The sequence below is a fragment of the Pyruvatibacter mobilis genome (assembly GCF_012848855.1).
Lineage (GTDB): Bacteria > Pseudomonadota > Alphaproteobacteria > CGMCC-115125 > CGMCC-115125 > Pyruvatibacter > Pyruvatibacter mobilis.
In genome coordinates this window covers 894,602-920,344 of the sequence record NZ_CP051630.1, presented here as the reverse complement: position 1 = coordinate 920,344, position 25,743 = coordinate 894,602, and the positions used below count along the sequence as shown (strand labels likewise).

Below are 25,743 nucleotides of genomic sequence, written 5' to 3'. Positions count from 1 at the left end.
TGGGATGTCTGTTGCCAAACTGTCACGCAATCAGCGTTAACGCAGCGCGGCCAGACACTTAGCGCTCACGTGCCATCGCCGATGACAGGCTCGACACCCAGCGAGCGGACCATCTCGACAGCTTCCTGCTTCACCGCTTCGAGAAGCGCCGGGTCCGTCGAGCGGAAGACGAGATTCGCGCCGAAGGTGCCGTCCTTGTAGTAGGGATAGCTGCCCATGGAGACGGCGGGATACTTCTCCTGCAGCGCCCCGAGGGGGCCTGCCACCATGCCTTCGGCGATCTGCCCGGCGACCGAGCAGGCCAGCATGCGCGCCCCGCCCGTGAGCCGGTCCTCGATGCCGGTGATCATCGCCTGCATCACCGAGGGGATGCCCGCCATCACGAAGACATTGCCGATCTGAAAGCCCGGCGCCTTGGAGACCGGGTTGTCGATCAGCGTCGCGGTATCCGGGATGCGCGCCATCCGCTGGCGGGCCTCGTTGAACTCGATCCCCTGCGCCTCGTAATGGGCGGTGAGCCGCGCCATGGCTTCGGGATGATGGCCGATGGGCACACCGAAGGCCTTGGCAATGGAATCGGCGGTGATGTCGTCATGGGTGGGGCCGATACCGCCGGAGGTGAAGACATAGTCGAACTTGGCGCGCAGCGTGTTCACCGCGTCGACGATCTCGTCCTCGATGTCCGGCACCACGCGGGCTTCCATCACCCGGATGCCCCGCTCACCCAGCCAGGTGGCGATGAAATTGAGGTTCTTGTCCTGCGTCCGCCCGGACAGGATCTCGTCGCCGATCATGATGACCGCCGCAGTGACTTTTTTGTCTGTGTCGCTCATGGGCCGAGGATATAGCACGCACGCGCTGCGGGGACAGCGATTGAGAACTGGCTGCGCGTTGCTTTTGCCCCGCTTCCCTCCGGCTTGACCGGAGGGTCCACTCGCTTGCGCTGCGGGGTGAGGCGTCGGCGAGTAGGCCCCGGATCAAGTCCGGGACAGCGGGGAGAAGGAGCGGCGAGCGCCCGCGGAAAGTCACCTCTCCCCTTGCGGGAGAGGTCGGTGCGTGAGCACCGGGTGAGGGGGTGGGCCTGTCACCTACCGCGTCGTCAGAAATCGAACACCACTGCTGCCGCCCCCTCACCCTCCCACGGGCTTGCGCCCGCGGGCCCCTCCCTCTGCCGCAAGGGGAGAGGGGCATGGTTCCGGCCTTGACCGCTGCCTGTCGCGGCGGGCATATGCCGACCCATGAAACTCCCTCCTCTCGTGCCGGGCACGCTCATCAAGCGGTACAAGCGGTTTCTGGCTGATGTCGAGCTCGACAGCGGCGAGACGCTGACGGCCCATTGCGCCAATCCGGGTGCGATGATGGGGCTGCATGCGCCGGGCAACCGGGTGTGGCTGTCGAAATCGGACAACCCCAAGCGCAAGCTCGCCTATTCGTGGGAGCTGGTGGAAGTGGACGGCACGCTGGTGGGGATCAATACCGGCATGCCCAACAAGCTGGCGGAGGAAGCGATCCTCGCCGGGCGCATTCCGGAACTGGCGGGCTATGAAACCCTCCGCCGCGAGGTGAAATACGGCAAGTCGAGCCGCATCGACATCCTGCTGGAGGATGACGGCAAGCCGCTGACCTATGTGGAGGTGAAGAACGTCCACCTGATGCGGGAAGCGGGACTGGCGGAATTCCCCGACAGCGTGACCGCCCGCGGCGCCAAGCACCTGGAAGAGCTGGGCGACATGGCCGAGGCCGGCCACCGGGCGGTGATGCTCTATGTGGTGCAATATCCCGGCACCACGCGCTTCCGCCTGGCCGCCGATATCGACCCCAAGTACGCCGAAGCCCTCAAAAAAGCGCGCGCTCGCGGTGTGGAAGCCCTATGTTATGGTTGTGACATCACAACAGACGCGATCGAGCTGACCCACCGGCTCTCGCCTGAACTGGACTGAACCCCGCAATCTGGGACCTGAGAATGCGGGACCCGACGAAGAGGCAACAAAGCCAATGAACTATGTGGACGCCTTCGACGCGCCGCTGATCAATACCGGGGCCATCAAGCTGCATGGGCCGGAGGATTTTGCCGGTATGCGCAAGGCCGGGCAGCTGTCGGCGGCGGCCCTCGACATGCTGGTGCCGCATGTGAAGCCGGGCGTGACCACCGGCGAGCTGGACAAGCTGGTGCTGGACTTCGCGCTAGATCACGGCGTGGTGCCCGCCACCTACGGCTATCGCGGCTACCGGCATTCCTCCTGCACCTCAATCAACCACGTGGTGTGCCACGGCATCCCCGGCGACAAGGCGCTGAAGAACGGCGACATCGTCAATATCGACGTGACGCTGCTGGTGGATGGCTGGCACGGCGACACCAGCCGCATGTTCCCGGTGGGCGACATCAACCGCAAGGCGGAGCGCCTCATCGAGGTGACGTACAAATCCATGATGCTGGGCATCGAGGCGGTGAAGCCGGGCGCGACGCTGGGCGACATCGGCGCCGCCATCCAGACCTATGCCGAAAGCCAGCGCTGCGGCGTGGTGCGCGACTTCTGCGGCCACGGGCTGGGCAAGGTGTTCCACGACGCGCCCAACATCCTGCATTACGGCAAGCGCGGCGAAGGCCAGACGCTGAAGGAAGGCATGTTCTTCACCATCGAGCCGATGATCAATCTCGGCCGCCCGCATGTGAAGCTGCTGTCCGACGGCTGGACGGCGGTGACCCGCGACCGCTCCCTGTCGGCGCAGTTCGAGCACTCGGTCGGCGTGACTGCGGATGGCGTTGAGATCTTCACCGGCTCCCCGGGCGGCTTCGACTGCCCGCCCTATCTCTAGCAACAGGCTCCAGGCGCGCTGATGTCAGGTTTCGAGGACACAGGCGGTAAGCCGCTCCCGCGCCTGCAACCTGACACAAGGGATGCTGGCGCAAAACAGGGTGCGGACCCCGCCCCCGCGCCCGGAACCGGTGCACCGGAAAAGCCCGCGCCCCGCAGCGCGGAGAAATCCGCCCCCCGCAGCAAGGCAGCCGCTCCCTCCCATGCGGGCCACCGCCAGCGCCTGCGCGCCCGCTTCATCGAGGGCGGGCCGGACGCCCTGCCCGATTATGAATTGCTGGAGATGGTGCTGTTCCGTGCCATTCCCCGCCGGGACACCAAGCCGCTGGCCAAGGCGCTGATCGCGCATTTCGGCAGCTTCAATGAAGTCATCACCGCGCCGGTTGATCGGCTGACGGAGGTGACGGGCGTGTCCGAAGGCGTGGCGACGGAGCTGAAACTGATCCAGGCGGCAGCCCTGCGGCTGGCGAAATCAGCGGTGATGGACCGGCCGGCGATCTCAAGCTGGTCGGCGCTGGTGGATTACTGCTCGGCGGCCATGGCCTACGAGACCACCGAACAATTCCGCGTGCTGTTTCTCGACCGCAAGAATGTTCTGATCGCGGATGAAATCCAGAGCCGCGGCACCATCGACCACACGCCGGTCTATCCCCGCGAGGTCATAAAACGGGCGCTGGAACTGGGCGCCAGCGCCATCATTCTCGTCCACAACCACCCCTCCGGCGACCCCTCCCCCAGCCGGGCGGATGTGGAAATGACCAAGAAGATAGAAGACGCCGCCAAGCCCCTCGGCGTCGCCGTGCATGATCACCTTGTGATCGGCAAGGGTCAGCACGCGAGCCTGCGGCAGTTGGGGTTGCTGTAGGCGGGTGGTTGATTAGGGAGAGAACCCCACCTCATACGCTTTCCCTCCGGCTTGACCGGAGGGTCTATCCGAGCTGCCCATGGGCCCTCCGGTCAAGCCGGAGGGAAAGCGGTGTGTTGGTACCTGCTCCCGACCCTCTTTCTCCCAATCCTCTGTGTCACCCCGCGACGTGATCGCGGGGTCCAGGGCCATACGGCACGGGCTGAGCGGTTTGCTCTGGATTCCGCGATCACGTCGCGGAATGACAAATGCAAAAGTGGGGACAAGATCACCCCCCTTCTCCCGCATCCCTCCGGCTTGACCGGAGGGTCTACTCTCAGCGGTGCTTGCCGCAGCGGGCGGTGCTACGGACGGCGGAGCCCCCCGGCGCTGTGCTCATTTTCCAAGGCGAGTGGGCCCTCCGGTCAAGCCGGAGGGGTACGGGGGTGTTGGGGGGGGGCAAGTGCCGCCCGCTCCTACCCCTCGAACGCATCCCAGGGCGGGACGGGGCTGAAGGTGGTGACGAGGTGGTCGATCATCAGGCGGACCTTGGCGGACAGCGCCTTGCCGGGGGGATAGACTGCGTGAAGGGCAATGGGGGGCACGCACCAGTCGGGCAGCACGCGCTCCAGCGCGCCGGATTTGAGATCATCGCCGATGATGAAGGTGGGCAGGCTGGCAAAGCCCGTCCCGGCCAGCATGGCCTCACGCAGCATGTCGCCATTATTGACCTTGAGCGGCCCGGCCGCGCGCACCCGTGTAACCACCTCCTGCGGGGCCGCCTCGCGGGCCAGCGCCACCTGATCGCCGCCGATCGAGTAGCGCAGGAAATGATCCGTAGACAAATCATCCGGCGTTGCGGGCCGGCCATGCCGGTCAAGGAAGGCGGGTGACGCCGCCAGCACCAGCCGGACAGGCGCGATGCGCCGCGCCTTCAGGCTTGAATCCGCAAGCTCGCCGATGCGCAAGGCGAGATCGAAGCCCTCATCCACGATGTCCACGAAGCGGTCGTTCAGCACCATGTCCACTTCGAGCTGCGGATGCTGCGCCATGAAGTCGGCCACCACCGGCCCCAGATGCCGGATGGCAAAGGAGAACGGGACGGACAGCTTGAGAACCCCGCGCGCCTCCTCCTGCTGACTGGAGGCAGCGGCATCGGCGCTGTCGAGATCCGCCAGCACCGCCCGCGCCCGCTCGCAATAGGCCTGTCCGATATCGGTGAGGCTGACACGGCGGGTGGTGCGGTTCAGCAGACGGGCACCGAGCCGGTCCTCGAGCGCTGCCACATGCTTGGAGACGGCGGAGTTGGACATCTCCAGCGCCTCGGCGGCCTTGGAAAAACTCCCCCGCTCCGCCACCGCCACGAAGACCTCGAGCATCGCCAGACGGTCCATGGGCTTGCCCTCCGTTCATCCCTGCAAGAGAAACAATCTTGTTCCATTCTAGCCGATTATTCGCAGAACTGGAATGCATAGCTTTGCCCCATCGCCGGGGCGCACGGCCTCGGCAGCAAATGGAGACGGACCCATGCTGACCAGATTCCTTGACCAGACGACCCTCGACACAGCCACCGCGCCGCTGGCGGCGACCCTGCTGCGGCTCACCCTCGGCACGGCCTTCCTCGCCCACGGGCTGCTGAAAGTGCTGGTGTTTACCCCCGCCGGCACGGTGGCCTTCTTCGAGAGCCAGGGCTTTCCCGGCATCACCGCCTATGCGGTGATCCTGGCTGAGCTTGCCGGTGGCGCGGCGCTGATCCTCGGCCTGCATACCCGCGCCGTGGCCCTGGCCCTGATCCCGGTGCTGGCAGGCGCTGCCCTCGTCCACCTGCCCAATGGCTGGGTGTTCTCCAACCCGGGCGGCGGCTGGGAATTCCCGGTCTTCTGGATCGCCGCCAATGCCGTGCAGGCGCTGCTGGGGGACGGGGCCTATGCCCTGCGCTCCCCGCTCGCCGGCCGGACTGCGTCCGCAGCGGCCCGCTAGGGTCGTCTCCATTCCCGCACCGGGCCGGACGCGTCCCGCCCCCCGCATCCCTCGCCTGCGCCAACGGCGGTTGAGGGGTGCGGGGGCTTGGCGTATCAACGGGGCCAAATCCACAAGACTCACCATCCGTCCCGCCCGGACCGCCCCAAGGAGCCGCCGCACATGATCCCCCGCTACAGCCGCCAGGAAATGGCCGATATCTGGTCGCCCGAGAGCAAGTTCCGCATCTGGTTCGAGATCGAGGCCCATGCCTGCACGGCGCTGGCCGAGCTGGGCGTGATCCCCGAGGAAGCGGCGAAGAACATCTGGGAGAAGGGCTCAAAGGCCGAGTTCGACGTGGCGCGCATCGACGAGATCGAGCGCGAGGTGAAGCACGACGTGATCGCTTTCCTGACCCATCTGGCGGAATTCATCGGCGACGACAGCCGCTTCGTCCACCAGGGCATGACCTCGTCGGACGTGCTGGATACCTGCCTCTCCGTCCAGCTTACCCGCGCCGCTGACCTGCTGCTGGAAGACATGGACAAGGTGCTGGCTGCCCTCAAGAAGCGCGCCTACGAGCACAAGGACACAATCACCATCGGCCGCTCGCACGGCATCCACGCCGAGCCCACCACCTTCGGGGTGAAGCTGGCGCAGGCCTATGCGGAATTCGAGCGCGGCAAGATGCGGCTGGAACAGGCCCGCGCCGACATCGCCACCTGCGCCATTTCCGGTGCCGTCGGCACCTTCGCCAATATCGACCCGCGGGTGGAAGAACATGTGGCCATGGAAATGGGCCTTGTGCCCGAACCCGTCTCCACCCAGGTGATCCCGCGTGACCGGCACGCGCAGTTCTTCGCCGTGCTGGGCGTGATCGCCTCGTCGGTCGAGCGGGTTGCCACCGAGATCCGCCATCTTCAGCGCACGGAAGTTCTGGAGGCCGAGGAATTCTTCTCCGCCGGCCAGAAGGGCTCCTCCGCCATGCCGCACAAGCGCAACCCGGTGCTGACGGAAAACCTGACGGGCCTCGCCCGCATCGTGCGCGGCATGGTGACCCCGGCGCTGGAGAATGTCGCCCTGTGGCACGAGCGCGATATCTCGCACTCATCAGTCGAGCGCATGATCGGCCCGGACGCCACGGTGACGCTGGACTTCGCGCTGGTGCGCCTGGCCGGGGTGATCGAGAACCTGGTGGTCTACCCGGAAAACATGCTGGCCAACATGAACAAGCTCGGCGGCCTCATGCACTCCCAGCGCGTGCTGCTGGCCCTCACCCAGAAGGGCGTCAGCCGCGAGGACAGCTACCGGCTGGTCCAGCGCAACGCCATGCCGGTGTGGCGCGGCGAAGGCAATTTCCTCGATCTCCTGAAGAAGGACGAGGAGGTGGTGTTGTCGGACGCGGAACTCGAGGATTTGTTCGACCTCGGCTACCACACCAAACATGTCGACACGATCTTCAAGCGGGTGTTCGGGGCTTAGGGGGAGCGCCTGTTCTGAGTATCGGCAAATGGGCGGAATGAGCCTAAACTGGCGTTGGTATTTACTGAAACGCTTGGTTTGGGTTCAACATGCTTTTTGCACGAAGAATTCTATGGATTTTAGGCTTCGCTGCGTTCGTCATTGCTGCATTAAACATTGAGAAGTTCGCTGAATTTCTTGGCATCGACCAGTTATTGATATTTGCGATGCAGCAATCGCCCGAGTGGGTTCAAGCTATTTGGGAAATGATCAAGAGCGGCACAGCGATAACAGTCTATTTGTGCATAGCTAGCTATATTGCAGGACTTAAAACTCAAGCAGCAAGGAATTACATAACGCGTATTGGAAACAAGCCAATAAGCACACAAGCAATGGCAGACGAATGCGAACAATTAGCACTGGACGCTGAAGCAGCCGCACCATTAGCAGATAGAAACAATATCTACCTAACGAGACTAAGTTCGTCATTGCTGAGTTTGAAGTTTGATTTCTTGCGTGGGTTTGGGCACGCACCACGCCTTGAAATTGACTCCTCTGAGAACGCTCTAGAAACCGCAAGAATATTGAAAAGTCTCGCACTTCCTCTCAGGGACAATGACTTAGAGGAGGTCAGAGCCATGATAATAGAGTCGACAGAAGTCGAGACATCTCAGCAACAGCCTTCCTAACGCGAGAATTTGATCCGCACGATAGTTTTCCCCGGCCCCTGCCTCCTGCCGCATACTCGTTGCCATGACCTCCCGCCACACGGGCAGCCGGGCCGACCGGACCTGGGCGGGAGGGCGGATGCCCGGAAGGTTGGGCGAGAGGCGGCCCCTTGGGAACGTGGGGTACGCGCGCCGGGTCGCGATGCGCAAGTAACGGGTGCGCATTAGATGGGTGGTGGTGTCCCGAACCCGGTCACGCCCTGAAAAAGCTGGCCCCACCGCGTCCAGGCCCGTTCCAAAGTGTGGAGGGTGGAAGCAGGGTTCGCGGGGTTGGACACGCAGGGTAATGCCTGCCCCGCCCCGGTCCGGCCACCGCTGGCAGCCATCCGCGCGGGACGCGCCTGAGGCTTGCGACCCAAATCTGTTTATTGCTCCTACCGGCGCCGCGTGAGCGCCGGGCGCGTCCTGCTCTCCCGTCTCACCGCAGCGGCAATGCCGTGCGCGGAGGGTTTGGCGTGGGCACCCTCTCCGATCCTCCTTTTCCGTCCGCCACACAAGTGTCGCGTGGGGGCCTATACTGGGGGCGACCAGCAAACAGCCTGTTTCGGAGTGAAGCCCATGACCATGTCCCCCCGCATTGCTTTTGATGGCGCGCTGCGCCGGCGTGTCTATCTGTTCCGCCACGGGGACGTGGCCTATGTGACCAATGACGGGTCGATCGTGGCGGACCCGCGCCAGGTCCACCTGACCCGGCAGGGGCAGGAAGAGGCGGACGCCATGGGACGGATGATGGCGGATGTGCCGGTGGACAAGGCCGTGTGCTCCGGACTGCCGCGCACCCGTCAGACGCTGGCACGCATTCTGGGCGACCGCGACCTGCCGGTGGAAGAAGTGCCCGATCTCGAAGAGCTGCGCTCGGACCGCGCCCAAGCCGCCTATGAGCAGGGCGGCGCGCCGGACCCCGTGCCCCTGCCCGACGACCTGAGCGAGGTGGCCTACGCGTTTCTCAATGCCCATGAGCCGGGCATGCGTTACCGCAACGGCGAAGTGTTCGCTGATTTCGAGGGCCGCGTGGTGCCGGCTTTCGAAGGGCTGCTGAAGCATCCTGACTGGCACAACATGACCCTGGTCGCCCATGGCGGCGTCAACCGGGTGCTGCTGGGCTGGGCGCTGGGCACGGGCCTCAAGACCTTCGGCCAGTTCGAGCAGGACACTTGCTGCCTCAATGTGCTGGACATCGATCAGGACCCGGACAGTCTCGCCGTCCGCCGGGTGCTGGTGCGCGCAGTGAACGCCACCACCTACGACCCGCCCAAGCGCGACCGGCACCTGACCACGCTGGAAGACCTGGCGCACAGGCTGCAGGAAGCGCGGCAGGGGTAAGCGGCGCGGGCTCAGGCGGACTGAGGGAGACCCTCCGGTCGAGCCGGAGGGAAGGCGGTTTGTTTGGGGTGGGGTGTTAGCCCTCCCCATGTCACCCCGCGACTTGATCGCGGGGTCCAGGGCCACGCGGCACCGCATGAGTTGGTCGCCCTGGATTCCGCGATCAAGTCGCGGAATGACACATGGGTGTGGGAAAAAGGTGTGTCCCGCTGCGCCCCCTCTCCCGCATCCCTCCGACTTGACCGGAGGGTCTACTCTCAAATCAGCCTGCCGCAGCGCGCGTGGCTGCGGCACGGCAGGGGCCGCGAATGCCGTGCCCAACAGCAGATGCGAGTGGGCCCTCCGGTCAAGCCGGAGGGATACGTATTAGTGGGGGGTCGGACTCCATCTTGATTGTTCACTATGTAAACAATACACTTAAGGAACAATAAGGGAGGAGACATCATGGCTGACACGGAACAGGCGGCGGACATCGCCGCGCTGGTGGCGGCGCTGCCGACGGGCGACACCATCGCCAACCCCTACCCGCTCTATGACAAGCTGCGGGCCTATGCGCCGGTCAAGGGCTACCGGGATTATCCGCCGGGCACGGTGCCGGGGGCGGACGAGCCGGTGAATGCGTGGGTGCTGCTGGACTACGACCATGTGTCGAAGGTCGCACGCGACCACCGCACTTTCTCGTCGCGCGACCCGCTGCAGGAAAGCTCCTCGGCACCGACGCTGATGCTGGTGAACCACGACAACCCGGAGCATGACCGCCTGCGCGCGGTGGTGAACCTCGCCTTCTCGCGCAAGCGCATCGAGGATCTGTCGCCGCATGTGAACCGCATGGTGCATGACCTGCTGGAGGAGGTGACCCGGGCCGGCACCACGAGTATTGAAGTCATGGGCGAGATATGCGCGGTGCTGCCGGCCCGCGTGATGGTGCATCTGCTCGGCCTGCCGCCGGAGATCGCCGACCGCTTCCGCCACTGGGCAACCGCCTTCATGCTGTCCGCCGACCTGACGCCGGAGGAACGCGAGCGCTCCAACGTGGACCTGTTCACCTATTTCGCCAGGACCGTGACGCAGATGGAAGCGGATCTCGCGGCAGGCGCCGACGTGCCCGACAGCCTGATGCGCGCCCTGCTGACGGCGGAAGCCGACGGCCGCAAGCTGACAACCGACGAAGTGATCCGCTTTTGCCTGACGCTGGTGGTGGCGGGCGCCGAGACCACCACCTTCCTGCTCGGCAATCTGCTGCATGAGCTGGCGACCATGCCGGACATGCAGGCGCGGCTGCGGGCGGAGCCTGCAAAGATCGACGCCTTCATCGATGAGAGCCTGCGCCATTCAGGCCCGCCCCAGCGCCTGTTCCGCATCGCCGAGGCGGACACGCAGATCGGCGACGCGCTGATCCGCAAGGGCGACTGGGTGGCGCTGTTCTTCGCCGCGGCCAATCACGACCCGGCCATGTTCGCCGATCCGCAGGCCTTTGACATCGACCGGCCCAATCTCAACAAGCAGCTGACCTTCGGCGTGGGCATTCACCATTGCCTGGGCTCAGCGCTTGCGCGGGCCGAAGCACGCGAATTGCTGCGGGCGGTGCTTGAACGCTTCGGCGATATCCAGCTTGCGGGCACGGCCCCCGAGCCGCAGCGCGCCAGCCTGCTCAACCACGGGCTGGCAAATCTCACCCTCGCGCTCACCCCACGCCTGGCAGGAGCCGCCGAATGACCGAGCAGGACCGCAACATCGCAGCGACGCAGAACCTGTTCGCAGCCTTCGGCGCCGGAGATATCCCCGGCATTCTCGGCCTGTGCAATGATGACATCCACATCGAGTTCTACGGCCCCGCCGATATCATTCCGTATGCCGACATGTATGACGGGATGAACGCGGCGCGCCGCTTCTTCGAGACGGTGCTGTCGTCAGTGGACATCCATATCTTCGAGCCGCAGGAGTTTTTGGCAGACAGGGACAAGGTGGTGGTGACCGGGGTGCTTCACCTGACGGCAAAGGCCACCGGCCGCGACATCAAGTCGGACTTCGTGCACGTGATCACCATGAAGGACGGCAAATGGTCAAAGTTCCGCGACTTCATGAACACCCACGAGGCGGTGAAGGCGTTTTCGTGACAGGCGACGGACGCTGAGCTTCTTCCCCTCTCCCCTTGCGGGAGTGGGAGGGGCCTGCGGGCGCAAGCCCGTAGGAGGGTGGGGGGGCGGCAGCGGTGGTAATGGATCTCTGACGGTGGTGCGGGGGGATGGGCTCACCCCCTCACCCGGTGCTCACGCACCGACCTCTCCCGCAAGGGGAGAGGTGACATTAGGACTGCCCCCTTCTCCGTATCCCTCCGGCTTGACCGGAGGGTCTGCTCTCGGAGCCGCCTACCGCAGCATGCGCGGACACGGCACAGCAAGCACCGCCACCCCTGTGCCCGACAGCGAATGCGAGTGGGCCCTCCGGTCAAGCCGGAGGGAGGCGGTTCGAAGAATGGGCCTACACGTCGCGTTCCATGTCGGCGACTGAGTCGGTGATGGCCCGGAAGAACTTGATCCCCTCACGGATGGTTGTCTCGTCCATCGGTTCCATGATCTCGCGGATGACGGCGACGCCGCGCTGCATCATGGCGGCGATGTGCGCTTCGCCCTTGGGCGTGAGGCGGACGATCTTTTCGCGGGCGGAGCGCGGGTCTTCTTCCTGGGTGACCAGGGCCAGCGGCTCGGCGGCCATCGACCGGATGGCCTTGGTAATGGCGGCCCCGGAAATCTCGAACCAGGCACGCAGGCTCTGCTCGATGTCCTTGCGGCGCATCGTGGTGCCGCCCTCGCCTGCCGAATGGATGTGCCACAGCACGGCCACCTGATGGCGGCTGAGTTCGTCCGGCGCGCCCTTGTTGCGCAGCGCGTCCTCCACCTTGATCCCGGCCTTGTAGTGGATCGGGTAGAAATAGCCGAGCAGCGACTGCGCGGCGGCGGGCCGCGTGAAGGCGCTGGCGGCAGGCGGCGTCTTGGGCGTCGGCATAACGGGAACGGCTCCGGCGGGTGAATCAGTCCCCGCCAGTCTAGCCTGTTTTCAGCCGCGCGCGGCCTCACTCGGGCAGCGCGAAGGCCACGATCCGGTCATTCAGCGTTGCAGTGGACCGCGAATGACCGCCCGCCGAGATCACCACATATTGGCGGCCCTGCCACTTATAAGTCATCGGCGTGGCCTGTCCGCCGCCGGGCAGACGGCCCTTCCACAATTCAGCGCCGCTGGCCGCATCAAAGGCACGCAGATAGTCATCCATCGCAGCCCCGATAAAGACGAGGCCGGAAGCGGTAACCAGCGGGCCGCCGAAATTGGGCGTGCCCAGTTTCCACGGGATCGGCACAGGCGCGAGGTCGCGCACCGTGCCCAGGGTGGCCTCCCAGGCAATCTCGCCGGTGGAAAGGTCGATTGCGTGCAGCACACCGAAGGGCGGCTTGTTGCAGGGCAGGCTGAGCGGCGACAGCATCAGGTCGCGCTTCATGCCATAGGCGGTGCCGGCCTGCGGCGAGATTTCCTTGCCGGGCTCAGCCGCCTTGGCAGCCGCAAACCCCTCACGCGGGATAAGCTTCACCAGATGCACCGCCCGCGACGTGTTCACATACATGAGCTGGCTTGCGGGATTGAACGCCATGCCGCCCCAGTTCGCCCCGCCGCCGGAGAACGGGAACATCAGTGTGCCCTGCTCGCTGGGCGGAGTGAACAGACCGTCATTGCGGTATTTGGCGAACAGGTCCGCGCAGGCACCGCGATCAAGGAAGGTGAGGCCCCAGGCGTCATCCGGGGTGATGCTGTGCGGCACCAGCGCCGGCGGTTTCTGCGGCATGGGCTGAGTGGGCGACAGCCATTCCCCCGGCGCCCCGTCCTGCGGCACCGGCACCTCATCGACCGGGAAGACCGGCGCGCCCGTGTCCCGGTCGAGCACGAAGACAAAGCCCGTCTTGGCGACCTGCACCACCACGTCGCGCGAACCACCCGCATACTGAAGGGTGACAAGGCTGGGCTGCGCGGGCAGGTCATAGTCCCAGACATCGTGATGCACGGTCTGGAAATGCCAGCGCACCGCGCCCGTGGCACCGTCGAGCGCGACGACGGAATTGGCGTAGCGGTTATCGCCCGGACGCGCGCCGCCATAAAAATCCGGCGACGGCGAGGAGGTGGGCAGGAAGACAAGCCCGCGCGCCTCGTCAACGCTCATCGGCGCCCAGACATTGGCGTGGCCCGTGCGCGCCGCATCCTCAGCACGCCAGCTGCCCGGCTGCTCGGCGGCCCCCCGTGCCACGGGGTCAAACTCCCAGCGTGGCGCACCGCTGCGCGCGTCAAACGCCCTGACGCTGCCCTTGGGCGCGTCAGCCCGCGCTCCGTCGCTGATCGCGGAGCCGACCACCACCGTGTCGCCGATCACCACCGGCGGCGAAGTGATCTGGAATTCACCGCGCCACAGAAGCGCCATGCCGGGATCGATGGTGACAGTGCCCGCATTGCCGAAGCCGGCGCACGGCGTGCCCGTGGCAGCATCCACCGCGATCAGCCGGGAATCCGCCGTGCCCATGAAGATGCGCGCCACGCAGGCCGTGCCGTCTTCCGCCGACGGGTCCGCCCAATAGGTGACGCCGCGGCAGACGAACTGGTTGGCGGGGTTGTAGTCGGTCTCGATCTCAGCGTCATGGCGCCAGCGGATATCCCCGGTGCCCGGATCCAGCGATATGATTTCGTTGAATGGCGTGCAGTAGGTGAGCGCCCCGCCCGCGAGGATCGGCGTGCCCTCGGACGCACTGCGGGCCACCGCCTCCGGCCGGCGCTCCATATCGCCGCTGTCGAACACCCAGGCAGGTTCAAGGTCGGTGACATTTTGCGGGGTGATCTGTGTCGCGGCGCTGAACCGGCTGCCGCCCGCGTCGCCCCCATAATGGGCCCAGCCCTGACCGGGCTCTTCGGCGGCCGCCTCCCCGGCGGCGAGGGCCACAAGGGCATGACCAAGCAGAATGGCAAACGCAGACAGGCGGATCAGGCGCATGAGATCATCTCCACTAATTGAATGAATGATTCATTTAATTATGATCGCCTGTCAAGTGCTACGCTCACACCGACCACTGCCCTGATTCCGGAGACCGTCTTGGACCTGCCGACCGACGACACCAGTCCTGCCCCCTCCCCCGGCCGCCGCCGCTCCAAAGGCGGCGACACGCCGGAGGAGCGCCTGGCCCGCGTCGCCGCGGCGGCACATTGGTGCATCAGCCGCTTCGGGTTCCGGCGCACCCAGATGGCGGATGTGGCGAAGAAGGCGGGACTGTCAGCGGCAGCGCTCTACTCCTACGCCGCCAACAAGGACGCCCTGCTGACGCTCGCAGCACTCCACGCCATGGGGCATCCCCTGCCCGGCGCTGACGCCCTGCCGGTGGCGCCCTGGTCCATCGCCAAGCTGCGGGACATGGCGGAGGCGGATGTGGCGCGCATCGCGCACTGGCCGGTGATGGCCAGCGTCCTCAAGCGCCGGTCCCGGCCCACGCGGGCAGACCTGCAGGCCATCGCCGAGGAGATGTATGATTTACAGAGCGCCAACCGCCACGGCATCTGGCTGATGGACCGGCTGTCGCTGGAAATCCCCGAGATCGACCGGCTCTGGGCCACCAAGGGTCACGGCGCGACGCTGAAGCAGCTCATCGCCCTCATCAGCAAGGCGCCTGCGCCGGGGATCGCGGTGGACGTCGCCGCCCGCAATGCCATCGAGATCATGGCCTGGCCCTCAATGCACCGGCACCGGGACCTGTGGCTCAAGCCCGACGCGGACGAGGCCACCATACGCAAAACCGCCACCGCGCAATTTGTGGGCGCGGTGGCGGCTGCAATGTCGATCGACTGAGTAAAGGCGGCGGCAGGCGTCAGCCTTCGTTGGCCACCTGCTCACGGGCCTTCACCAGCAGTTCCTGCATGGTGCGGCGGATCTGGTGCTCGGACTTGTCCACGCCCTTGGCGGAGAAATCGCCGGAGACCTTGCGGAACACGTCTTCCTCGCCGGCTTCCTCGAAATCGGCCTTCACCACTTCCTTGGCGTAGGCCTGGGCATCCTCGCCGGACAGGCCCATCTCTTCGGCGGCCCACAGGCCGAGAAGCTTGTTGCGGCGGGCAACTGCCTTGAACTCAAGCTCCTGATCGTGGGCGAACTTGTTCTCAAAGTCCTTGCCGCGCTTGTCTAGTGAACTCATCGGATAAAGCCTCTTTGCCGGACCGCGTAGGAATGGGAGCCATGCTTTGGTGCATCATCCTGAAAAGCACGGCCAAAACGGCGGAATTCCGCCTGAAACCACGGGCTTGAGGCGCAGACCCCCGCCCAAGTTCAGCTAGGCATAGCCCCCAATTTCCGCTAAAGCAACACGTGTGCGCGCGCACTCTTGACGTCAAGTGGTCGCAGCGCGCAAAGAGCCGGTTTCGGCCCAAATCCAGCCTGGATTCTCTCCATATGACCCGTCGCAGAAAAATATACGAAGGCAAGGCCAAGATCCTCTATGAGGGCCCTGAGCCGGGCACCATTGTTCAGCATTTCAAGGACGATGCGACCGCCTTCAACAACAAGAAACACGACCTCATCGAGGGCAAGGGCGTTCTCAACAACCGGATCTCCGAGTTCATCTTCACCCGGCTCAACGAGATCGGCGTGCCGACGCATTTCATCAAGCGCATCAACATGCGCGAGCAGCTGGTGAAAGAGGTCGAGATCATCCCCGTCGAGGTGATGGTCCGCAACGTCGCCGCCGGCTCGCTGTCAAAGCGCCTGGGCATCGAGGAAGGCACGCCCCTTCCTCGCTCGATCATCGAATTCGCCTACAAGTCCGACGAGCTGGACGACCCGATGGTCACCGAAGAGCACATCACCGCCTTCGCCTGGGCAACGCCCCAGGAGATCGACGACATGATGGCGCTGTCCCTGCGCATCAACGATTTCCTCTCCGGCCTGTTCCTCGGCATCGGCATCCGCCTGGTGGACTTCAAGATCGAGTTCGGCCGCCTCTATGAGGGCGACATGATGCGCGTGGTGCTGGCTGACGAAATCAGCCCCGACTCGTGCCGCCTGTGGGACACCGCCACCAACGAGAAGCTCGACAAGGACCGCTTCCGCCGCGACATGGGCGGGCTGATGGACGCCTATCAGGAAGTTGCCCGCCGCCTGGGCATCCTGATGGAGAATGATACCCAGCCGCCGCGCACGGGCCCCGTGCTCGTCAAATAGGCGCCGACGCATTTCTGCCCTGCGCCCGGCACCATGGGCGCACCGGCGGGACCGGCACTATGCTGCCGCCCCGCACCACCTCGATTCGGAACCGCGCCCGCTCCGCCCGCCGGTGGCTGCGCGACCAGCAAGGGAGCCCTGCCAGAAACGGCCGGGAACATGTCCATGAAGGCACGTGTGCACGTCACACTGAAGAACGGCGTCCTCGACCCCCAGGGCAAGGCTATCGAAAAGACCCTCGGCAATCTGGGCTTCAAGGGTGTCGGCGATGTGCGTCAGGGTAAGGTCATCGAGATCGACCTCGACGAGACTGACACCGCCAAGGCCGAAGCCGCCGTCAAGGACATGTGCGAGCAGCTCCTCGCCAACACCGTGATCGAGAACTACACGATCGAACTGACCTCCGCCGAGAGTGCGGCCTGATGAAAGCTGCCGTCATCATCTTCCCCGGCTCCAACTGCGACCGGGACACGCTGGTGGCGCTTGAGCGCATCAGCGGCAAATCGCCCGCGAAAGTCTGGCACACGGAAACCGAACTGCCGGAGGCCGACCTCGTGGTGCTGCCCGGCGGCTTCACCTATGGCGACTATCTGCGCGCCGGCGCCATGGCCGCCCGCTCGCCGGTGATGGCCGCGGTGAAGAAGCGCGCCGAGCAAGGCGCCTATGTGCTGGGCATCTGCAACGGCTTTCAGATGCTGACCGAGACGGGCCTTCTGCCCGGCGCGCTGATGCGCAATGCAGGTCTCAAATTCATCTGCAAGGACGTGCATCTGAGCGTTGAACGCAACGACACGCCCTTTACGAAGAAATACGCGACCGGCAAGCCGATCCGCATTCCTGTGGCGCATCACGACGGCAATTACTTCGCCGATGACGACACGCTGAAGCGCCTTGAAGGCGACGGCCGCGTGGCCTTCCGCTACGTGTCGAAGGATGGCGAGGCCAGCGACGACGCCAATCCCAACGGCTCGCGCGGCAATATCGCCGGCATCTATTCGGATGATTTGCGCGTGCTCGGCATGATGCCCCACCCGGAACGGCTGATGGAGCCGGCCCTTGGCGGCAGCGACGGCCGCCCGATGTTCGAAGGCCTGATGGAGACGCTGTCATGAGCGAAGCTGTTTCTCACGACGCGCGGGAACTGCCCCAGGCCGACCCCGGCGTGACCGAGCCGGAAATCACCGACGCCGTCATCAAGGAGCACGGGTTCACGCCGGAAGAATATGACCGCGTGAAACGTGCGCTGAACCGCACGCCGACCATGACCGAGCTTGGAATCTATTCGGTGATGTGGTCCGAGCACTGCTCCTACAAGTCATCCCGCGTGTGGCTGAAGCAGCTGCCGACCACCGGCGAACAGGTGATCTGCGGGCCGGGCGAAAATGCCGGCATCGTCGATATCGGCAACGGGCTGGCCGCCGTCTTCAAGATGGAAAGCCACAACCACCCCTCCTTCATCGAGCCCTATCAGGGCGCTGCGACCGGCGTGGGCGGCATCATGCGTGACGTGTTCACCATGGGCGCGCGCCCCGTCGCCAACCTCAACGCCCTGCGCTTCGGCGCACCGGAAAACGGCAAGACCCGCCACCTGGTGGAAGGCGTCGTGGCCGGCATCGGCGGCTATGGCAATTGCTTCGGCGTGCCGACCGTCGGGGGCGAGGTGGAGTTCGACCCCGCCTACAACGGCAACATCCTCGTCAACGCCATGTGCGTGGGCCTGGCGGAAGCCGACAACATTTTCTATGCGGCTGCCTCCGGCATCGGCAACCCAGTCGTCTATGTCGGTTCCAAGACCGGCCGCGACGGCATTCACGGCGCCACCATGGCGTCCGCCGAATTCGACGATGACAGCCAGGAAAAGCGCCCCACCGTACAGGTGGGTGATCCGTTCACGGAAAAACTGCTGCTGGAAGCCTGCCTGGAGCTGATGGCCGAGGATGCCATCGTCGCCATCCAGGACATGGGCGCCGCCGGCCTCACCTCGTCGTCGGTTGAAATGGCCGGCAAGGGCAATGTGGGCATCGAGCTGAACCTCGACGAGGTGCCCTGCCGCGAAGAGGCCATGACGGCCTATGAGATGCTGCTGTCGGAAAGCCAGGAGCGCATGCTCATGGTGCTGAAGCCCGGCAAGGAAGACGTGGCCCGCCGCATCTTCGAAAAGTGGCAGCTCGACATCGCCGTCATCGGCACCATCACCGATACCGGCCGCATGGTGGTGCGCCACAAGGGTGTGATGGTGGCGGACCTGCCGCTGGACAGCCTGAACGATGACGCCCCGCTCTATGAGCGGCCCTACGAGTTCACCAAGCCGCCCAAGCCTTTCGACACGTCGAAAGCCAAGGCGCCGGACAATTGCGCCGAGACCCTGCTGCAGATGGTGGGCTCCCCTGCCCTGTCGTCGCGCCGGTGGATCTATGAGCAATATGACCACACCATCATGGGCGACACGCTGCAGCGCCCCGGCGGCGATGCCGGCGTCGTGCGCGTGCACGGCACCAACACGGCGCTCGCCGTCACCGTCGATGTGACCCCGCGCTATTGCTATGCGGACCCGAAGGAAGGCGGCAAGCAGGCCGTGGTGGAAACCTGGCGCAACCTCGTCGCCACGGGCGCGAAGCCACTGGCCATCACCGACTGCATGAATTTCGGCAACCCGGAACGGCCTGAGATCATGGGCCAGTTCGCCGGCTGCATCCTCGGCATGAAGGAAGCCTGCGAGGCGCTGGACTACCCGGTCGTCTCCGGCAATGTGTCGCTCTACAACGAGACCAACGGCAAGGGCATCCTGCCCACGCCGGGCATCGGCGGCGTCGGCCTCATTGAGGACGCCCGCATCTATGCCCGCATGGACGGCATGAAGGACGGCGACGCGCTGATCCTTGTCGGTGCCGAGGAAGGCTATCTCGGCCAGTCGCTTTATCTGCGCGACGTGCTGGGGATGGACATCGCCAAGGACGGCGGCGCGCCGCCCCCGATCGACCTTGAGACGGAGCGCCGCAACGGCGAGTTCGTCCGTGGGCTGATCGCCACCGGCCGCCTCTCCGCGGTGCACGACATCTCCGATGGCGGGCTCTATGTGGCCATGGCCGAACTGTGCATGGCCAGCAAGGTGGGGGCCGAGTTCTCCCTGCCCGACGGCGTGCCCGCCCATGCGGCCCTGTTCGGCGAGGACCAGTCCCGCTACGTGATCGCCCTGCCCGCCAATCTGGTGCAGCAGGCCCTGCGTGCTGCCGAGCGCGCCGGCGTCGAGGCTCGCCGCCTCGGCACGGTGGGCGGCGACCAGTTGATTACGGAGAACTGTGATCCCATATCCGTCGCGAGCCTGAGCGAGGCCCATGAGGGTTGGTTTCCGGCCTATATGGATGCTACCCATTAGGCGGATTTGAACGCCAAAACCACAGTGAAACTAAGCCTTTAGGAGTTGTCTCCATGCCGATGGCAGCAACCGAGATCGAAAAGCTGATCCGCGAGGCCCTGCCGGACGCCGAGGTAACCATCGAGGACCTCGCCGGTGACGGCGATCACTATTCCGCCAATGTGGTGAGCCCAGCCTTCGCCGGCCTGACCCGCGTGCAGCAGCACAAGCTCGTCTATGACGCGCTCCAGGGCCGCATGGGCGGCGAGCTGCACGCCCTGGCCCTGCAGACATCCGCGCCCAAGTAAGCGCCTGAAAGGATCGAACCGATGAGCGACATTCCGGCACTAGATATCATCCAGAGCGCCATCAAGAGCGACGACGTGGTGCTCTTCATGAAGGGCACGCCCGTCTTCCCTCAATGCGGCTTCTCCTCCACTGTCGTCCAGATCCTCAGCTATCTGGGCGTCAAGTTCACCTCGGTGAACGTGCTGGAGGACATGGATGTGCGCGAGGGCATCAAGCAGTTTTCCAACTGGCCGACCATCCCCCAGCTCTACGTGAAGGGCGAATTCGTCGGCGGCTGCGACATCCTCCGCGAGATGTTCGAAGAAGGCGAACTGCGCGACTTCCTCGCCGGCAAGAACATCCCCATGGAACAGCAGGCCGACGCGTAAGCACGCGCCTCACTCACAACACACCATTCCCCGGTTCAACCGGAAGAGCCATGCAGCCTCTCGGATAGACCCTCCGGTCAAGCCGGAGGGAAAGCGGTGGTGGGTTGGGCGGCTCATGTAATAGCCGCTATTCCTCCGGCTTGACCGGAGGATCTCTCTCACCCTGACAGAGCCTTAACCTCTCCCTGTGGGAGAGGTCGGCGCGCCAGCGCCGGGTGAGGGCTGCCGCGGGTGAGACATCCCGCATCCTCAGCCCCCCTCACCCTCCCACGTGCTGACGCACGCGGGCCCCTCCCTCTCCCGCAGGGGGAGAGGGGATTTCCCCAAGTCACAGCACCATTCCCCGGCTCGACCGGGAGAGACACCCGCCCCTCGGATAGACCCTCCGGTCAAGCCTGAGGGAGAGCGGTGGTGGGTTGGGCGGCTCATGTAATAGCCGCTATTCCTCCGGCTTGACCGGAGGATCTCTCTCGCCCTGGCAGAGCCTTAACCTCTCCCTGTGGGAGAGGTCGGCGCGCCAGCGCCGGGTGAGGGCTGCCGCGGGTGAGACATCCCGTAGCCTCAGCCCCCCTCACCCTCCCACGTGCTGACGCACGCGGGCCCCTCCCTCTCCCGCAGGGGGAGAGGGAAAATGATGCTGACGCCGCCACCACGTTCAGCTTCACCAAAAGAACCATGCTGCCTCTCAGATAGCCCCTCCGGTCAAGCCGAGGGAGAGCGGTGGTGGGTTGGTGGGTAAGTAAAAAAAATCGCTGTCCCTCCGGCTTGACCGGAGGGCCCATGGGCGGCGCGGCCGGGACATGCCGCGAAACATAATCCCCACCCCCAGCACATCGCGTATCCTGTGCAATGCCCCAAACGAAAAAGGGCCGCTCCCTCGGGAGCGGCCCTTCTCGTCTGGTCTGGAAACCGGCCTTAGCGGGAGTAGAACTCGACCACCAGGTTGGGTTCCATCGACACCGGGTACGGCACGTCCATCAGCTGGGGCACGCGCACATAGGTGGCGGTCATCTTGTTGTGGTCGACGTCCAGATAGTCCGGCACGTCACGCTCCGGCGAGCCGACGGCTTCAAGCACGAGAGCGAGCTGCTTGGACTTGTCCTTGACCTCGATGACGTCGCCTTCCTTGACCCGGTAGGACGGGATGGTGACGCGCTGGCCATTGACCTTGATGTGGCCGTGATTCACGAACTGACGGGCCGCGAACACGGTCGGCACGAACTTGGCGCGGTAAACGACCGCATCCAGGCGGCGCTCCAGGAGGCCGATCATGTTCTCGCCGGTGTCACCGCGCATGCGCACCGCTTCCTCATAGGTGGAGCGGAACTGCTTTTCGGTGACGTCGCCGTAATAGCCCTTCAGCTTCTGCTTGGCGCGAAGCTGGATGCCGAAGTCGGAGAGCTTGGAGCGGCGGCGCTGGCCGTGCTCACCGGGGCCGTAGGACCGGGTGTTGAACGGGCTCTTGGCGCGGCCCCAGATGTTCTCGCCCATGCGGCGGTCGATCTTGTATTTGGCGCTCGTGCGCTTGGACATGTGCGGTCTCAACTCGTTTGTGGTGTGGAGGCAGCCCGTCGCATGAAAAAAGCGCCGAAAACTGCCGGAAATCAAAGGCGGGCCCAACCGATTCCGGCAGAGCCCGCTAGATGGCGCCGGAGTATAGTCATGCAGCCCTTTGTGTCAAACGCTTATGGCCACTGCGAAAAACTGCGAAAACCGGCAGGAACAGGCGGCCCCCGCCCCCTTCAAATGCCCCGTCAGCCGCTCTTGTCCCCCATATCAAGCGGCACGGTTGTCCTGGGGTCCGGGAATGTCACGAACAAGGCCCCCACCAGAATCACCGAAAGCGCCACGAGGCCGAAATAATGCGGCAGGTCCGGCGACAGGGAATAGCCGCCCGGGCCGACAAGACTTCCGATCATAAACCCGGTGGCGCTCATGGAGGCGTTGAGGCCCGCCGCACTGCCCTGCTCATGCGGCTCCACCGACAGCGAGATGGCCGCCGAGATGCCGGGATTGGCCATGCCGAAGGCGACCCCAACCATCATCAGCCCGCCCGTCAGCATCCAGAAGGACCCGGCAAGCGTCAGCACCCCATAGGCGGCCAGCGCCAGCACCAGCCCGCCATAGATGAGCACCGGCGGCGTCAGGCGGAACCGCTGCACGATGGCCGTCTGCACAAACAGCGTGGCACCGGCCATCAGCATCAGCGCTGTGCCCGTGGCCCGCGCTGTGCCGGCGGCATCCAGCCCCAGAATGTCCTGGAAATAGAAGGCCGAGGTCTGCTGCGTCACCGCCACCATCATGGAGATCGCCATGGAGATGGGCATCATGGCGATGATCCGCCGGTCACGCAGGCGGATGCGCGGACGGCCGCCATTGGCCTCGGCCTCGAGCTGCGCCGGTGTCCGCTGCGGCTCCGGCAGCAGCTTCCACGCAGCAATGCCGCCGATGATGCCCAGCCCCGCCGCCAGATACATCGGCGCCAGCAACTGATAGGCGGACATCAGCCCCGCGATGCCCGGCCCGGAGATGAGCCCGAAGCCCATGGCCGCCGCCACCATGGAAGTGCCCGCGGTGCGGTCCTGCGCCGTGGTCGTGTCCGCCACATAGGCCTGGGCTGCGGGGAACACGCCCGCCGACGCCCCGGCCGATGCCACCCGCGGCACCAGCATGAGCAGGAAGATAGCCCAGAGCGGCAGCGCCACGGCCAGCCCCACGGCGACCGCGACCGTGAACAGCATCATGGTGACGCCGAACCCGGCCAGCCCCAGCGCGATGACATTGACCCTCCCCACCCTGTCCGCCTGCCGGCCCCAGACCGGTGAGCACAGGGCGAAGGTGCCGGCGGCAGCCGCGAACATCAGCCCCACCATCCATTCATTGAGGCCGATCTCGCGGGCGATGGGCGGCAGCACCGCAAACAGCATGGAGCGCGAAATGCCCACCGTCACCAGCGCCAGAAACAGGATCGCCAGCGGCCCGCGCCAGAAAGCGCGGCTCAATATCTGCGGAGCGCCGGTGGGAGGCGCACTCAAAGCGGCTTGCGCCCGTTGGAGGTGCGCACCAGCGAGGCGACGATACCCCTCAGGGTACGGACTTCCTGCAGCGTCAGCCCGGCACGCTGGAAGATGGCGCGGATGTTGCGCACCATGGCCGGGCGCTTTTCCGGCGGATAGAGGAAGCCGTGGCTATCAAGCTCCCGTTCCAGATGCTCATAAAAGCCGATCAGCTCGTCCCCCGGCGCGAGGTCTTCCTCTGTGGCGGCGGGGATCAGCGGCTCGGCCTCCTGCGTCTGGCGGAAATACTCGTACCCCACCAGCAGCACCGCCTGGGCGAGATTGATGGACGCAAAGCGCGGATTGACCGGCACGGTGAGAATGGCATGGGCGAGCGAGACATCGTCATTGTTGAGGCCCGACCGCTCACCGCCGAACAGCACCCCCACCCGCGCCCCGGAGGCTTCCAGCCCGCGTGATTCGGCAATTGCCGTCTGCGGCGTCATCACCGGCTTGATCAGGTCCCGGTCACGCGCCGTCGTCGCATAGACGCGCTCCAGATCCGCGATCGCATCTTCCGTGCGGTCGAACAGCCGCACCCGCACGCCCTCCTCCAGCGCGCCCGACGACGCCTTCTCCGCCCACGCATTGGGCCAGCCGTCACGCGCCTTCACAAGGCGGAGATCGGTAAGGCCGAAATTGAGCATGGCGCGCGCCGCCGTACCCACATTTTCCCCAAGTTGCGGTGCAACAAGAATCACCGCCGGGCCAGAATTCGCCGCCGCGACAGTATCTTGCTTGGTCCGGTCCGTTCCCGCCATGAAATGCCGTCAATTCCCATACCTACGCAGCTTGCGCTGCTTTAATCGTTAACGCTTGGGTGCTATACGAAATTGCTGGCGGAGGCCATATGCGTAAGGCTGCCGCTCCCCCATTCCGGCGCACCCCCCTTTCGGCGTGGCGTGCGCCAGGTCATCTCAGCGCAGCGTCATATATGCGCGATCCGCATATGCTTCCATTGAACGGGAATCACGTGCGGCGCACGCGCAGAACGGGTCAGAGGATTACATGTCGAAAATCAAGGTGGATAACCCTGTTGTGGAACTCGATGGGGACGAGATGACCCGCATCATCTGGCAGCTCATCAAGGACAAGCTGATCCACCCCTATCTCGACGTCGATCTCAAATATTACGACCTGGGCATGGAATACCGTGATCAGACCGACGATCAGGTGACCATCGACGCGGCCGAGGCCATCAAGCAGTACGGCGTCGGCGTCAAATGCGCCACCATCACCCCGGACGAAGCCCGCGTTGAGGAATTCGGCCTCAAGAAGATGTGGCGCTCGCCCAACGGCACCATCCGCAACATCCTCGGCGGCACGGTGTTCCGTGAACCGATCATCTGCAAGAACGTGCCCCGCCTGGTGCCCGGCTGGACCGACCCCATCGTCATCGGCCGCCACGCCTTCGGCGACCAGTACCGCGCCACCGACTTCGTGGTGCCCGGCGCCGGCAAGATGACCATGAAGTGGGAAGCCGAGGACGGCTCGGAGACCAAGGAATTCGAAGTCTTCAACTTCACCGGCCCCGGCGTCGCCATGGGCATGTACAACCTCGACGCCTCGATCATCGACTTTGCGCGCGCCTGCATGAATTACGGCCTGCAGCGCAAATGGCCGGTCTATCTGTCCACCAAGAACACCATCCTCAAGGCCTATGACGGCCGCTTCAAGGACCTGTTCCAGAAGGTCTACGAGGACGAGTTCAAGGACCTGTTCGCCGAGGCCGGCATCACCTATGAGCACCGCCTGATCGACGACATGGTGGCCTCCTCCATGAAGTGGTCCGGCAAGTTCATCTGGGCCTGCAAGAACTATGACGGCGATGTGCAGTCGGATTCAGTCGCCCAGGGCTTCGGCTCCCTCGGCCTCATGACCTCCGTGCTGCTGACCCCGGACGGGCAGATCTGCGAATCCGAGGCCGCCCACGGCACCGTCACCCGCCACTACCGCCTGTGGCAGGACGGTAAGGAGACCTCGACCAACTCCATTGCCTCCATCTTCGCGTGGACCCGCGGCCTGTCGCACCGCGCCAAGCTCGACAACAACGAGGACCTGGCCAAGTTCGCCAAGACCCTGGAGAAGACCTGCGTCTCCACCGTCGAAGGCGGCTCCATGACCAAGGACCTCGCGCTGCTGGTGGGCGCCGAGCAGAAATGGCTGTCCACCGAGGCCTTCCTCGACAAAGTCTCCACCAACCTCGAAAAGGCCATGTCCGCGGCCTAAGCCGCGACAAGTATTCCCCCTCTCCCTCAACGGGAGAGGGAGGGGCCCGCCGCAAAGC

Annotated in this window: 25 protein-coding genes; 17 read left to right on the top strand and 8 right to left on the bottom strand. The window is 64.9% G+C overall.

Annotated features, from left to right (window positions below):
* Nucleotides 1-65 precede the first annotated feature (65 nt).
* Nucleotides 66-833, bottom strand: a complete 768-nt coding sequence (locus HG718_RS04250) for a competence/damage-inducible protein A (RefSeq protein ID WP_160588930.1) — start codon at nucleotides 831-833, stop codon at nucleotides 66-68.
* A gap of 405 nt (nucleotides 834-1,238) precedes the next feature.
* On the opposite strand from HG718_RS04250, the gene sfsA reads away from it, so the two are divergent.
* From sfsA to radC, 3 genes are read left to right on the top strand one after another with little or no spacing between them, the layout of a single operon-like run.
* Nucleotides 1,239-1,940, top strand: a complete 702-nt coding sequence (gene sfsA / locus HG718_RS04245; RefSeq protein WP_160588931.1) for a DNA/RNA nuclease SfsA — start codon at nucleotides 1,239-1,241, stop codon at nucleotides 1,938-1,940.
* 55 nt (nucleotides 1,941-1,995) lie between these two features.
* Nucleotides 1,996-2,817 (top strand): type I methionyl aminopeptidase, encoded by an 822-nt coding sequence (map, locus tag HG718_RS04240; protein ID WP_160588932.1) that lies wholly within the window; start codon nucleotides 1,996-1,998, stop codon nucleotides 2,815-2,817.
* Between the two features lie 21 nt (nucleotides 2,818-2,838).
* On the top strand, nucleotides 2,839-3,681 hold the full coding sequence (radC, locus tag HG718_RS04235; RefSeq protein ID WP_160588933.1) for a RadC family protein: 843 nt from the start codon (nucleotides 2,839-2,841) through the stop codon (nucleotides 3,679-3,681).
* 455 nt (nucleotides 3,682-4,136) lie between these two features.
* Here radC and HG718_RS04230 read toward each other — a convergent pair whose 3' ends face one another.
* A complete protein-coding gene (locus HG718_RS04230) occupies nucleotides 4,137-5,054 on the bottom strand; it encodes a LysR family transcriptional regulator (RefSeq protein ID WP_160588934.1) in 918 nt (305 codons plus the stop codon).
* 133 nt (nucleotides 5,055-5,187) lie between these two features.
* Here HG718_RS04230 and HG718_RS04225 point away from each other — a divergent pair, with 133 nt between their 5' ends.
* From HG718_RS04225 to HG718_RS04200, 6 genes are all read left to right on the top strand, one after another.
* Complete coding sequence (locus HG718_RS04225; protein WP_160588935.1) at nucleotides 5,188-5,640, top strand: DoxX family protein; 453 nt, start codon at nucleotides 5,188-5,190, stop codon at nucleotides 5,638-5,640.
* 162 nt (nucleotides 5,641-5,802) lie between these two features.
* Entirely contained in the window at nucleotides 5,803-7,101 is a 1,299-nt protein-coding gene (purB, locus tag HG718_RS04220) for an adenylosuccinate lyase (protein WP_160588936.1), read from the top strand.
* Between the two features lie 89 nt (nucleotides 7,102-7,190).
* A complete protein-coding gene (locus tag HG718_RS04215; protein WP_160588937.1) occupies nucleotides 7,191-7,769 on the top strand; it encodes a hypothetical protein in 579 nt (192 codons plus the stop codon).
* A 597-nt stretch (nucleotides 7,770-8,366) separates the two neighbouring features.
* Nucleotides 8,367-9,131 carry a histidine phosphatase family protein gene (locus tag HG718_RS04210; protein ID WP_160588519.1) on the top strand — a complete coding sequence of 255 codons (765 nt, stop codon included), beginning with the start codon at nucleotides 8,367-8,369 and terminating at the stop codon, nucleotides 9,129-9,131.
* A gap of 444 nt (nucleotides 9,132-9,575) precedes the next feature.
* Nucleotides 9,576-10,847 (top strand): cytochrome P450, encoded by a 1,272-nt coding sequence (locus HG718_RS04205; RefSeq protein ID WP_160588520.1) that lies wholly within the window; start codon nucleotides 9,576-9,578, stop codon nucleotides 10,845-10,847.
* A complete protein-coding gene (locus HG718_RS04200) occupies nucleotides 10,844-11,248 on the top strand; it encodes a nuclear transport factor 2 family protein (RefSeq protein WP_160588521.1) in 405 nt (134 codons plus the stop codon). The genes HG718_RS04205 and HG718_RS04200 overlap by 4 nt, the downstream gene beginning before the upstream one ends.
* A gap of 364 nt (nucleotides 11,249-11,612) precedes the next feature.
* On the opposite strand, the gene HG718_RS04195 is transcribed toward HG718_RS04200, so the two are convergent.
* Both HG718_RS04195 and HG718_RS04190 read right to left on the bottom strand, forming a co-directional pair.
* Nucleotides 11,613-12,137 (bottom strand): MarR family winged helix-turn-helix transcriptional regulator, encoded by a 525-nt coding sequence (locus tag HG718_RS04195; RefSeq protein WP_160588522.1) that lies wholly within the window; start codon nucleotides 12,135-12,137, stop codon nucleotides 11,613-11,615.
* A 67-nt stretch (nucleotides 12,138-12,204) separates the two neighbouring features.
* Entirely contained in the window at nucleotides 12,205-14,157 is a 1,953-nt protein-coding gene (locus tag HG718_RS04190) for a pyrroloquinoline quinone-dependent dehydrogenase (protein ID WP_160588523.1), read from the bottom strand.
* Nucleotides 14,158-14,256: 99 nt separating this feature from the next.
* Between HG718_RS04190 and HG718_RS04185 the strand changes: the two genes are divergently transcribed.
* A complete protein-coding gene (locus HG718_RS04185; protein WP_160588524.1) occupies nucleotides 14,257-15,003 on the top strand; it encodes a TetR family transcriptional regulator in 747 nt (248 codons plus the stop codon).
* A 19-nt stretch (nucleotides 15,004-15,022) separates the two neighbouring features.
* Here the strand turns inward: HG718_RS04185 and HG718_RS04180 are convergent, their stop codons facing one another.
* On the bottom strand, nucleotides 15,023-15,346 hold the full coding sequence (locus HG718_RS04180; protein ID WP_027839850.1) for a DUF1476 domain-containing protein: 324 nt from the start codon (nucleotides 15,344-15,346) through the stop codon (nucleotides 15,023-15,025).
* A gap of 254 nt (nucleotides 15,347-15,600) precedes the next feature.
* Between HG718_RS04180 and purC the strand changes: the two genes are divergently transcribed.
* The 6 genes from purC to grxD all read left to right on the top strand — a co-directional run bounded on the left by purC (nucleotide 15,601) and on the right by grxD (nucleotide 20,400).
* Nucleotides 15,601-16,368 carry a phosphoribosylaminoimidazolesuccinocarboxamide synthase gene (gene purC / locus HG718_RS04175; RefSeq protein WP_027839851.1) on the top strand — a complete coding sequence of 256 codons (768 nt, stop codon included), beginning with the start codon at nucleotides 15,601-15,603 and terminating at the stop codon, nucleotides 16,366-16,368.
* Nucleotides 16,369-16,533: 165 nt separating this feature from the next.
* Nucleotides 16,534-16,791 carry a phosphoribosylformylglycinamidine synthase subunit PurS gene (gene purS / locus HG718_RS04170; RefSeq protein ID WP_160588525.1) on the top strand — a complete coding sequence of 86 codons (258 nt, stop codon included), beginning with the start codon at nucleotides 16,534-16,536 and terminating at the stop codon, nucleotides 16,789-16,791.
* Nucleotides 16,791-17,480: a phosphoribosylformylglycinamidine synthase subunit PurQ gene (purQ, locus tag HG718_RS04165; RefSeq protein ID WP_160588526.1), complete on the top strand. Its 690-nt coding sequence runs from the start codon at nucleotides 16,791-16,793 to the stop codon at nucleotides 17,478-17,480. The genes purS and purQ overlap by 1 nt, the downstream gene beginning before the upstream one ends.
* Nucleotides 17,477-19,744, top strand: coding sequence for a phosphoribosylformylglycinamidine synthase subunit PurL (purL, locus tag HG718_RS04160; RefSeq protein WP_160588527.1), 2,268 nt, complete (start codon nucleotides 17,477-17,479; stop codon nucleotides 19,742-19,744). Before purQ ends, purL begins: the two co-directional genes overlap by 4 nt.
* Before the next feature lie 53 nt (nucleotides 19,745-19,797).
* Nucleotides 19,798-20,031 carry a BolA family protein gene (locus HG718_RS04155; protein ID WP_027839856.1) on the top strand — a complete coding sequence of 78 codons (234 nt, stop codon included), beginning with the start codon at nucleotides 19,798-19,800 and terminating at the stop codon, nucleotides 20,029-20,031.
* A gap of 21 nt (nucleotides 20,032-20,052) precedes the next feature.
* A complete protein-coding gene (gene grxD, locus HG718_RS04150; protein WP_160588528.1) occupies nucleotides 20,053-20,400 on the top strand; it encodes a Grx4 family monothiol glutaredoxin in 348 nt (115 codons plus the stop codon).
* Between the two features lie 915 nt (nucleotides 20,401-21,315).
* Here grxD and rpsD read toward each other — a convergent pair.
* From rpsD to HG718_RS04135, 3 genes are all read right to left on the bottom strand, one after another.
* Nucleotides 21,316-21,933, bottom strand: coding sequence for a 30S ribosomal protein S4 (gene rpsD / locus HG718_RS04145; RefSeq protein WP_027839858.1), 618 nt, complete (start codon nucleotides 21,931-21,933; stop codon nucleotides 21,316-21,318).
* Between the two features lie 221 nt (nucleotides 21,934-22,154).
* Entirely contained in the window at nucleotides 22,155-23,402 is a 1,248-nt protein-coding gene (locus HG718_RS04140) for an MFS transporter (protein WP_170080181.1), read from the bottom strand.
* A 29-nt stretch (nucleotides 23,403-23,431) separates the two neighbouring features.
* Nucleotides 23,432-24,217 (bottom strand): RNA methyltransferase, encoded by a 786-nt coding sequence (locus HG718_RS04135; protein ID WP_160588530.1) that lies wholly within the window; start codon nucleotides 24,215-24,217, stop codon nucleotides 23,432-23,434.
* Between the two features lie 247 nt (nucleotides 24,218-24,464).
* Between HG718_RS04135 and HG718_RS04130 the strand changes: the two genes are divergently transcribed.
* On the top strand, nucleotides 24,465-25,685 hold the full coding sequence (locus HG718_RS04130) for an NADP-dependent isocitrate dehydrogenase (protein ID WP_027839860.1): 1,221 nt from the start codon (nucleotides 24,465-24,467) through the stop codon (nucleotides 25,683-25,685).
* Nucleotides 25,686-25,743 lie beyond the last annotated feature (58 nt).